The sequence below is a fragment of the Amycolatopsis acidicola genome (assembly GCF_007713735.2).
Classification (GTDB): domain Bacteria; phylum Actinomycetota; class Actinomycetes; order Mycobacteriales; family Pseudonocardiaceae; genus Amycolatopsis_E; species Amycolatopsis_E acidicola.
This window is the reverse complement of sequence record NZ_VMNW02000093.1, coordinates 22,055-32,968: the sequence shown is the minus strand read 5'-3', so window position 1 is coordinate 32,968 and position 10,914 is coordinate 22,055. Positions and strand designations below refer to the sequence as shown.

8 protein-coding genes are annotated in these 10,914 nt (G+C 69.0%); 2 read left to right on the top strand and 6 right to left on the bottom strand.

Annotated features, from left to right (window positions below; genetic code table 11):
- Window positions 1-234: 234 nt before the first annotated feature.
- Genes FPZ12_RS37815 through kdpF form a run of 6 tightly spaced genes read right to left on the bottom strand, consistent with a single transcriptional unit; the run spans window position 235 to window position 7,843 of the window.
- On the bottom strand, window positions 235-924 hold the full coding sequence (locus FPZ12_RS37815; RefSeq protein ID WP_144756335.1) for a response regulator: 690 nt from the start codon (window positions 922-924) through the stop codon (window positions 235-237).
- A complete protein-coding gene (locus FPZ12_RS37810) occupies window positions 921-3,449 on the bottom strand; it encodes a sensor histidine kinase (RefSeq protein ID WP_144756337.1) in 2,529 nt (842 codons plus the stop codon). Before FPZ12_RS37810 ends, FPZ12_RS37815 begins: the two co-directional genes overlap by 4 nt.
- Window positions 3,450-3,453: 4 nt before the next feature.
- A complete protein-coding gene (locus FPZ12_RS37805; protein WP_144756339.1) occupies window positions 3,454-4,050 on the bottom strand; it encodes a potassium-transporting ATPase subunit C in 597 nt (198 codons plus the stop codon).
- Window positions 4,051-4,058: 8 nt separating this feature from the next.
- Window positions 4,059-6,098: a potassium-transporting ATPase subunit KdpB gene (gene kdpB / locus FPZ12_RS37800; RefSeq protein ID WP_144756341.1), complete on the bottom strand. Its 2,040-nt coding sequence runs from the start codon at window positions 6,096-6,098 to the stop codon at window positions 4,059-4,061.
- Window positions 6,095-7,741, bottom strand: coding sequence for a potassium-transporting ATPase subunit KdpA (gene kdpA / locus FPZ12_RS37795; protein ID WP_144756343.1), 1,647 nt, complete (start codon window positions 7,739-7,741; stop codon window positions 6,095-6,097). The genes kdpB and kdpA overlap by 4 nt, the downstream gene beginning before the upstream one ends.
- Complete coding sequence (gene kdpF, locus FPZ12_RS37790) at window positions 7,742-7,843, bottom strand: K(+)-transporting ATPase subunit F (protein WP_144756345.1); 102 nt, start codon at window positions 7,841-7,843, stop codon at window positions 7,742-7,744.
- 345 nt (window positions 7,844-8,188) lie between these two features.
- On the opposite strand from kdpF, the gene asnB reads away from it, so the two are divergent.
- Window positions 8,189-10,027: an asparagine synthase (glutamine-hydrolyzing) gene (gene asnB, locus FPZ12_RS37785; protein ID WP_144756347.1), complete on the top strand. Its 1,839-nt coding sequence runs from the start codon at window positions 8,189-8,191 to the stop codon at window positions 10,025-10,027.
- 92 nt (window positions 10,028-10,119) lie between these two features.
- On the top strand, window positions 10,120-10,641 hold the full coding sequence (locus FPZ12_RS37780) for a YflT domain-containing protein (protein WP_144756349.1): 522 nt from the start codon (window positions 10,120-10,122) through the stop codon (window positions 10,639-10,641).
- Window positions 10,642-10,914: the final 273 nt, after the last annotated feature.

Genomic DNA, 10,914 nt, shown 5'->3' with positions numbered 1-10,914 from the left:
GTGTTGGCCCCTCCCGCAGGCGTGTTGGCCCCTCCCGCAGGCGTGTTGGCCCCTCCCGCGAGCATGCTTGCCCTCCCATCCCGCGCGCCAGCCGACAGGTGTGTTGGCCACCGTCGGCAGCCAACACACCAACAGCGACAGCCAACACACCAACGGCGACGGCCAACACGCCGACGGGAAGGGCCAACACGCCGACGGGAAGAGCCAACATGCCGGAGGCGCGGCGGCTGAGCCTCAGGCCTCGAAGCGATACCCCATCCCGGGCTCGGTCAGCAGATGCCGAGGCCGGGATGCTTCTTTTTCCAGCTTTCTGCGCAGCTGAGCCAGATACACGCGCAGATAGTGGGTCTCGTTCTCGTATGCCGGGCCCCACACCTCGCGCAGCAGCTGCTTCTGCGAGACCAGCCGGCCGCGGTTGCGCACCAGCAGCTCGAGCACGGCCCACTCCGTCTTCGTCAGGTGCACCTCCTCGCCGTCCCGCTGCGCCTTCTTCGCCACGAGGTCGATGGTGAAGGAATCCGTGCGCACCACGGCATCCAGATCGTCCGAAGTGGACACCGCGGACCGGCGGACGGCGGCGCGCAGGCGCGCGAGCAGCTCGTCCATGCCGAAGGGCTTCGTCACGTAGTCGTCCGCGCCCGCGTCGAGCGCGTGCACCTTGTCCGGGGAGTCGCCGCGCGCGGAGAGCACGATGATCGGCACCGTGGTCCACCCGCGCAGCCCGGCGATCACCTCGTTGCCGTCCATGTCCGGCAGGCCGAGGTCGAGCACCACGACGTCCGGTTTGGTCTCGGCCACCGCCCGCAGCGCCGCCGCGCCGTCGTGCGCCGTCACCACCTTGTACCCGCGCGCCGTCAGGTTGATCCGGAGCGCGCGCACGATCTGCGGCTCGTCGTCGACCACGAGCACGGTCGCGTCCGTCATCGCACCCGCTCCTCGATCCGCCACACCGGCAACGAGATGACGACCGTCAGCCCGCCACCCGGCGTGTCCTCCGCCCTGATCGTGCCACCCATCGCCTCGGTGAACCCCTTCGCCACGGACAAACCCAGCCCGATCCCCGGCGCGGCCGCCCTGTCCCCCAGCCGCTGGAACGGCGCGAACGCCGAATCCGCCGTGCCCTTCTTCAATCCGCGCCCGTGGTCGACGATGCGAAGCTCGCCGTAGTCGGCGTACGTGCTCGCCCGCACCGACACCGGCTCGTCGCCTTTGCCGTGCCGCAACGCGTTGTCGAGCACGTTGGCGATCACGCGTTCCAGCAGCCCGGCGTCGGCCAGCACGGCGGGCAGGTGCTCGCTCACGTCCACCACGACCGACTTCGAGCCGTCCACATTGGACAACGCGTGCGCGACCACCTCGTCGTACCCGACCGGCCGCAGCTGCGTGCGCACCGCGCCGGTGGCCAGCCGCGACGAGTCCAGCAGGTTGTCCACCAGCCCGGCCAGCCGGTCGGTGGATTCCTCAGCCGTGGCAAGGAGTTCCTCGGTGTCCTCCGGGGACAGCTCGATGTCGTGCGCGCGCAGGCTGCCGATCGCGGCCTTGATCGACGTCAGCGGCGTGCGCAGATCGTGCCCCAGCGCGGACAACAACGCCGTGCGCAGTTCCGTCGCCTCCGCCTTGCGCTCCGCGCGCGCCGTGGCGGCCGCCATCCGTTGCTGCCGCAACGCGAGCAACGCCTGTCCCGCCGCGGCCTCCAGCACCTGCCTGTCGGCCGCGGGCAGCGCGCGCCCGCGCAGGGTCAGGTGCACGTCGGCGGTCACCGGGATGTCGACGTCGGCCTGGTCCGGTTCGCCGCACGGATCCGGCCCGCACTCCTCGACCCGCTTCCACACGCCGTCCTGTTTTTCCAGCAGGCTCACGGCTTCCAGCGCGAAGTTCTCCCGCACCTTCTCCAGCAGCCGCGGCAACGGCTCCGTGTTCGTCAGGACCGTGCGCGCATACGACGCGAGCAGCGAAGCCTCCGTGCGCGCCTGCGCCGCCTGTTCCGCGCGGCGCGCGGCCGAGTCCACGACCAACGCGACGAGCACCCCCGCCAGCACCATCGCGATCAGCGTGATCACGTTGCTCTGCGCGTGCACTGTCAGCGTGTAGAGCGGCTCGGTGAAGAAGAAGTTGAGCAGCCCGGCCGATAGCACCGCCGCGACGATCGCCGGGCCGAGCCCGCCCACCAGCGCCACGATCATGGTGGCCAGGAAGTACATGACCACGTCGGTCGAGAAGTCCAGCTCGTGCCGCAGCACCACGCCGATCAGCGTCACCAGCGCGGGCAGGAGGACCGAGAGCACGAAACCGTTCAGCAGCCGCGAAGGCCTCAGCGGGCTGCGCGTTTCCAGCCACGAATGCAGTCGCCCGCCCGCTTCGGCGTGCGTGACCATGTGCACGTCGATGGTCCCGGAACGCTGCACCACGGACGCGCCGATGCCCTGGTCGAACAACCGCGCCAGCCGCGAACGCCGGGACGTGCCGAGTACGAGCTGCGTCGCGTTGACGCCGCGGGCGAAGTCGAGCAACGCCGTCGGCACGTCGTCCCCGACCACGGTGTGGAACGTGGCGCCCACGTCCTCGGCGAGCTTGCGGTACTTGCCGAGTTCCGCCGGCCCCAGCCCGGAAAGCCCGTCGCCGCGCAACACGTGCACGACGAGTAGCTCCGCGCCCGCGCGCGCCGCGATCCGGCTCGCGCGGCGGATGAGCGTCTCGCTCTCGGCGCCACCGGTGATGGAGACGACGACCCGCTCGCGCGTCTCCCAGGTGTCGGTGATCCGCTGCTGCTCGCGGTACCGCTGCAGCGCGACGTCCACCTGATCCGCCACCCACAGCAGCGCCAGCTCGCGCAGCGCGGTGAGGTTGCCGGGCCGGAAGTAGTTGCCCAGCGCGGCATCGATGCGCTCCGCCGGGTACACGTTGCCGTGCGCGAGCCGCCGCCGCAGCGCTTCCGGCGTGATGTCGATCAGCTCGACCTGCTCGGCCTTGCGCACGATCTCGTCCGGCACCGTCTCCTGCTGCGGCACGCCGGTGATCTTCTCGACCACGTCGTTGAGGCTCTGCAGATGCTGCACGTTGACCGTGGACAGCACGTCGATGCCGGCCTCCAGCAGCTCCTGCACGTCCTGCCAGCGCTTTTCGTGGCGGGAGCCGGGAATGTTGGTGTGCGCCAGCTCGTCCACCACCGCCACTTCGGGCCTGCGGGCGAGCACCGCCGTCACGTTCATCTCGGTGAACTCGCGCCCGCGGTAGAAGCCTTCGCGGCGCGGCACCACCTCCAGCCCGGTCAGCAGGTCGGCGGTCTTCTTCCGGCCGTGCGTCTCGACCAGGCCCACCACGACGTCGGTGCCGCGTTCCTTGCGGCGCCACGCCTCGCCGAGCATGGCGTAGGTCTTTCCGACGCCGGGAGCCGCGCCGAGGTAGATACGGAGCTCTCCCCGGCGCGGCTTGTCCTGCACTTCGTCCACGGTTTCAGTGTGCCTCCGCTGCCCGCACCGCGAGGTTCAGCTCGAGCACGTTCACCCCGGGGACCCCGATTCCGGCACCGGAGGTGTGCTGTTCGATGAGCTGCTTGACGGTCGGCTCGGGGAGCCCGGTGTTGCGGGCGACCCGCGCCGCCTGCAGATCGGCGTAGGCGGTACTGATGTCCGGGTCCAGCCCGGAGGCCGAAGCCGTCACCGCGTCGGCCGGGACCGCGTCCGGCGAAACGCCTTCGCGCTGGGCGATGGCCGTCTTACGTTCCTGGACCATCGCGACCAGGTCCTGGTTGAACCCGCTCTTGTTGGAGCCGCCCGACGCCGACGGGTCGCCGGGGCCCAGCGGGTCCGAGGCGCTCGCCGACGGGCGCGTGTGGAAGTACGGGTCGTGCGCGGGATCGGCGGCGACCGGGTCGATGCCGATCAGCGACGAGCCCACCGCCTGCCCGTTCACGGTGACCACCGAGCCCTCGGCGTTGGACTGCAGCCCGGGAATCCGTGACACCGCCCAGATCCCGAGCGGGTAGATCACCCCCAGCAGCACCGTGAAGACGAGCAGCACGCGCAGCCCGGCGAGGGTTTGCTTGAACATCACTGGGGTCACCCGATTCCCGGAACGAGGCGGACCACGAGGTCCACCAGCCAGATGCCGATGAACGGCGTGATGATCCCGCCCACGCCGTAGACCAGCAGGTTTCGCCGCAGCAGCGCGGAAGCGCTCGACGGCCGGTACCGCACCCCGCGCAGCGCCAGCGGGATCAGCGCGACGATGACCAGCGCGTTGAAGATCACCGCCGACAGGATCGCCGACTGCGGCGAGTGCAGGTGCATGATGTTCAGCCCGCCCAGCTGCGGGTAGATGGACACGAACATCGCCGGCAGGATCGCGAAGTACTTCGCGAGGTCGTTGGCGACGCTGAACGTGGTCAGCGCGCCGCGGGTGATCAGCAGCTGCTTGCCGATCTCCACGATCTCGATCAGCTTCGTCGGGTCGGAGTCCAGGTCCACCATGTTCCCGGCCTCCTTCGCGGCCGAGGTGCCGGTGTTCATCGCGACGCCGACGTCGGAGGCGGCCAGAGCGGGCGCGTCGTTGGTGCCGTCGCCGGTCATCGCGACGAGCCGCCCGCCCTCCTGCTCCTTGTGGATCAGGGCCATCTTGTCCTCGGGCTTGGCCTCGGCGAGGTAGTCGTCCACCCCGGCGTCGGCCGCGATCGCCTTGGCGGTCAACGGGTTGTCGCCGGTGATCATCACCGTCCTGATGCCCATCGTGCGCAGTTCGGTGAACCGCTCGCGCATCCCTGGCTTGACGACGTCGGACAGCCGGATCACACCGCGCACCACGGTGTTTTCCGCCACCACCAGCGGAGTTCCGCCCTGCGCGCTGATCTCGTCGACCACCTTTTCGGTCTCGTCCGGGAACTCCCCGCCGTTGCCGCGCACCCACGCACGCACGGCGCTCGCGGCGCCCTTGCGGATCTGCCGGTCGCCGATGTCGAGCCCGCTCATCCGGGTCTGGGCGGTGAACGGCACGAACTCGCCCTGCTCGTCGCCGCCGGCGTGGGACTCGGTGAGCTCGACGATGCTGCGGCCTTCCGGGGTCTCGTCGGCGAGGCTGGCCAGCCGGGCCGCGCGGGCGAGTTCGTCCGAAGTGGACGATCCAACCGGGATCAGCTCGGTGGCCTTGCGGTTGCCGAAGGTGATCGTGCCCGTCTTGTCCAGCAACAGGGTGGACACGTCGCCCGCCGCTTCGACCGCGCGGCCGGAGGTGGCGAGTACGTTGCGCTGCACCAGCCGGTCCATCCCCGCGATGCCGATCGCCGACAGCAGCGCGCCGATCGTCGTCGGGATCAGGCAGACCAGCAGCGCGGTCAGCACGATCACGGACTGCTCGGTGCCGGAGTACCGGGCCATCGGCTGCAGCGCGACGACCGCGAGCAGGAAGATGATCGTCAGCGTGGACAGCAGGATCGTCAGCGCGATCTCGTTCGGCGTCTTCTGCCGGGAAGCGCCTTCCACCAACGCGATCATGCGGTCCACAAAGGACTCACCCGGTTTGGTGGTGATCTTCACGACGATCCGGTCGGACAGCACCGTGGTGCCGCCCGTGACCGCGCTGCGATCGCCACCGGACTCGCGGATGACCGGCGCGGACTCGCCGGTGATCGCCGACTCGTCCACCGTCGCGATGCCCTCGACGACGTCGCCGTCGCCGGGGATGAGCTGCCCCGCCTCGACGACCACGAGGTCGCCGACCCGCAGCTCGACGCCGGGCACCTCCTCCTCACCGGTCTTGGTGAGCCGGCGCGCGATGGTCTCCTTCTTGGTGCGGCGCAAGGATTCCGCCTGCGCCTTGCCGCGGCCCTCGGCCACCGCCTCGGCCAGGTTCGCGAACACCACGGTGAACCACAGCCACAGCGCGATGCCGATGGTGAACACGTCCGGCTGGGCGATCGCGAACACCGTGGTGAGCAGGGAACCCACCCACACCACGAACATGACGGGGTTGCGGACCTGATGCCGCGGGTTGAGCTTGCGCAGCGCGTCGGGCAGGGACTTCCACAGCTGCGCGGCGTTGAACGCGCCCGCGCCGACGCGCGCCGGTTCCGCCGTGTCCACGGGTTTTTCTTCGGTGATGGTCATGCGAGTGCCTCTGCGATCGGGCCGAGCGCGAGCGCCGGGATGAACGTCAGCGCCGCGACGAGGACGATGGTGCCGGCCAGCAGCGACCCGAACAGCGGTCCGGTGGTCGGCAGCGTGCCCGCGGTTTCGGGCACTTTCTTCTGCTGTGCCAGCGATCCCGCCAGGCACAACGTCGCCAGGATCGGGATGAACCGCCCGAGCAGCATCGCCACGCCGAGCGTGGACTGGAACCAGTTGCTGGTGACGGTGATGCCCGCGAACGCGCTGCCGTTGTTGTTGGCTGTGGACGTGTACGCGTAGAGCACTTCGGAAAGCCCGTGCGGACCGTCGTTGCCCAGCGCGGACATCGTGTCCGGCAGCAGCAGCGCGGCGCCGGTGCCCACCAGCACGAGCGTCGGCATGGCGAGGATCGAGATGGCCGCCGCGGTCACCTCGCGCCTGCCGAGTTTCTTGCCGAGGAACTCCGGGGTGCGGCCGACCATCAGCCCGGCGAGGAACATCGCGATGATCGCCACCACGAGGATCCCGTACAGGCCCGTGCCGACGCCGCCGGGCGCGACTTCGCCGAGCAGCATGTTCAGCAGCGGTGCCCCGCCGCCGAGCCCCGAATAGCTGTCGTGCATGGAGTTCACCGCACCCGTGGAGGTGCCGGTGGTACTCGTCGCGAACAGCGAAGAAGCCGAGATCCCGAACCGTTGTTCCTTGCCCTCCATGCTCGCGCCCGCCAGCAGCGCGGCCGGGCCGTTCGGGTGCGTCTCGGCCCACCAGGTGACCGCGAGCACGCCGGCCCACAGCGCGCCCATGACCGACACCAGCACGTAGCCCTGCTTGCGGTTGCCCACGAGAGTCCCGAAGGTGCGGGTGAGCGCGACCGGGATCACCAGCAGCAGGAAGATCTCGATGAGATCGGTCCAGGCGTTGGGGTTCTCGAAGGGGTGCGCGGCGTTGGCGTTGAAGATGCCGCCGCCGTTGGTGCCCAGGTTCTTGATCGTCTCCTGGCTCGCGGTCGGCGCGAGCGGAAGTGTCCCGTTCGCAGTGTCCACACCGGACTTCAGGCTCTGCGTCACGCCGAGCGCGATCAGCACGATCGCGAAGATCGCCGCCATCGGCAGCAGGATCCGCACGGTGCCGCGGGTCAGGTCGACCCAGAAGTTTCCCAGCCGGTCGGTGCGCCGCCGCACGAAGCCGCGGACGAGCGCGATGGCGACCGCGAGGCCCACGCCGGCGGACAGGAAGTTCTGCACCGTCAGCCCGGCCATCTGCACCGTGTCACCGAGAACCTGTTCCGGCACATAGGACTGCCAGTTCGTGTTGGCCACGAAGCTGGCCGCGGTGTTGAAGGCCATGCCCGGCTCGACGGAACCGCGGCCGAAACTCAACGGCAGCACGGATTGCAGGCGCTGCAACAGGTACAGCAGCACCACGGACACGAACGAGAAGCCGAGCACGCCCATGGCGTAGACCGGCCACCGCTGTTCGGAGTCCGGCTTCACGCGGAAGAGCCGGTACATCCCGCGTTCGACCGCGAAGTGCTTCTCGCTGGTGAACACCCTGGCCATGTAGTCGCCGAGCGGTTTCCAGACCACCGCGAGCGCGACGAGCAGTATGCCGACCTGCAGCAGGCCGGCGCCGAGATCACTCATTCAGAACTTCTCCGGCCTGATCAGCGCGATGAACAGGTACACGATCAACCCGAGTGCCAGGACGCCCCCGACGACGTTGGCCACCACTCCTGCGCCGGTCATAGCCTCTCCAGACCGCGCAAGGTGAGCGCCAGTACGCCGAACACGGCGATCAGCAGCACGGCGTACAGCAAGTCCGCCACTTCGCACCTCTCTCAGCGGGTCACCCCTTGTGGTGACCGCTCCGGTGACACTGTGCGGCCGCGACGCCGACGGGGTGACCTGCGCTGACGAGGTCTTGACGCGGCCCAACGGCGCATTTACGCGTTCTTGACGCCCGGTGAGACCGGCCACACTCAGCGTTACGGGCCCGACGGAACGCACATAACGGGCAGACACTTTCCGTGCCCCTGTGTTACCACTGTGTTACGGATACTTGTATTAGCTAAGCAATCGGGAGGCGACGACATGTGCGGTATCACGGGGTGGGTCTCGTTCGACTCGGATCTGCGGGGACGGCGCGAAACCCTGGACGCGATGACGGAGACCATGGCCTGCCGCGGACCGGATGACTCGGGCACCTGGCTCGACACCCACGCCGCGCTCGGCCACCGCCGGCTCGCGATCATCGACCTTCCCGGCGGCCGCCAGCCGATGTCCGTGCGCACGCCCAACGGCGAGGTCGCGATGGTCTACAGCGGCGAGGCCTACAACTTCACCGAACTGCGCGCCGAGCTCAAGAGCCGCGGCCACCAGTTCACCACCGACAGCGACACCGAAGTGGTCCTGCACGGCTACCTCGAATGGGGCGAGGGCGTCGCCGAACACCTCAACGGCATGTACGCCTTCGCCATCTGGGACGCCCGCGACCAGAAGCTCGTGATGATCCGCGACCGGATGGGCATCAAGCCGTTCTACTACTACCCCACCGCCGACGGCGTCCTCTTCGGCTCCGAGCCCAAGGCCATCCTCGCCAACGACCTTGCCAAGCGCGTCGTCGACGCCGACGGCCTGCGCGAACTGTTCGCCTTCACCAAGACCCCGGGCTGGTCGCTGTGGAAGGACATGTACGAGGTCGAACCGGGCACCATCGTGCGCGTCGACGCCAACGGCATCCACGAGCACACCTACTGGAAGCTCGAAGCCACCCCGCACACCGACGACCAGGAGACCTCGGTCGCCCGCGTGCGCGAGCTGATGACCGACATCGTGCACCGCCAGCTGGTCGCCGACGTGCCGCGCTGCGTGCTGCTTTCCGGCGGACTGGACTCCAGCGCCATCACCGGCCTCGCCGCGGCGCGGCTCGCCGAGCAGGGTGAGCAGCTGCGCACCTTCTCCGTCGACTTCTTCGGGCAGGAGGAGAACTTCAAGCCCGACGAAATGCGCGACACCCCCGACTCGCCCTACATCCGCGACGTCGCCAAGCTCGTCGGCTCCTCACACCAGGACGTCATGCTCGACCCGAACGCGCTGACCGATCCCGAGGCGCGGCGCAAGGTCATCACCGCCCGCGACATCCCGGCAGGCATGGGCGACATGGACGTTTCGCTGCTGCTGTTGTTCACCGCCATCCGCAAGGAATCCACGGTGGCGCTGTCCGGTGAGTCGGCCGACGAGGTGTTCGGCGGCTACCGCTGGTTCCACGACGAGACCGCCCGCAACGCCGACAACTTCCCGTGGCTGGCCTACAACACCGGGATCCACGAGCGCGGGAACATGCTGCGGCCGGACGTCCAGAGCACGCTGGCCATCCAGGACTACACGCTCGACCAGTACCGGACCGCGGTCGCGAAGGTGGATCACCTCGACGGCGAGAGCGAGCTCGAGCACCGGATGCGGACCGTCTGCAATCTCCACCTGACCCGCATGGTGCGGGCGCTGCTCGACCGCAAGGACCGCGCGTCGATGGCCGTCGGGCTCGAGGTCCGCGTACCGTTCTGCGACCACCGGCTCGTGGAGTACGTCTACAACACGCCGTGGTCACTGAAGACCTTCGACGGCAGGGAGAAGAGCCTGCTGCGGCACGCCACCAAGCACGTGCTGCCGCAGTCGGTGACCGACCGGGTCAAGAGCCCGTATCCGTCCACTCAGGACCCCGGCTACGCCGCCGCGCTGCAGCAGCAGGCCAAGGAGGTGCTGGCGGAGAAGGACAACCCGGTGTTCACCCTGGTGGACCGGAACTGGCTGACCGCCGCCGTCGAGCAGGACCCGGCCAGGATGGAGACCGTCACCCGCGGCGGGCTCGACCGGGCGCTGGACCTCTACCACTGGTTCGACCTCTACCGCCCCGAAGTCCAGCTGGGGTAAGGGAGGCCACACCTGAAAATCACCTGTGAAAATCAGGCATAAGGCACAACGGGGGGCGGGTACGCGTTGGTGAGGGTAGAGAGGTGAGAGAGATGACCCAAGCTTTCACGCAGACCGCGTTCAGCAACGCTCCCGCCAACCCGCAGTCGCCCACCCTGCCGACCGGCTGGCCGATCGGTTCGTACGCTTCGTACACCGAAGCGCAGCAGGCCGTCGACCACCTGGCCGGGAACGACTTCCCGGTCGCCGACGTGACGATCGTCGGGGTCGAGCCGATGCTCGTGGAGCGGGTGGCGGGCAAGCTGAGCTGGAAGCGGGTGCTGGGCAACGCGGCCATGTCGGGCCTCTGGCTGGGGCTGATGATGGGGATCCTGCTGAGCCTGTTCGTCGCGGGTGCCGGACTGCTGCCGATCGTGATCGGACTCGTCGCCGGGCTGGTGTTCAACGTGGCGCTCGCCGCCGCGGGGTACGCGGCCACGCGAGGCAAGAAGGACTACGTGTCGCACAGCCAGCTGGTCGCGCGCCGCTACGACGTGCTGAGCCAGCCCCGCAACGCCGAGCGCGGCCGCGAACTGCTCGCCAACCTCGCGGCACGCGCGGCGTTGAACAGCTAGAGACTGGTTTGAAAGTGGTTTGCGTGGCGGTGCGGGTAGGGGAACCTGAGGCGGCCCCTGGCTGTGGGATCTCCTCCTCAAGAATTCCCACCCGCCAGCCCGACCACCACCCCCGGCGGACACGCTTCGCGCGACAGCACCCTCACAGCGTCGGAGCTGTCCTCGCCAGGAACCGCCCTCCCGTCGCCCGCCACCACCCTCAACGGACGCGCTCCCGCGCGGCTCCACCGATTCAAACCCCCGGCGGTGCCGGTTGACCGCCCACCGCAAGCG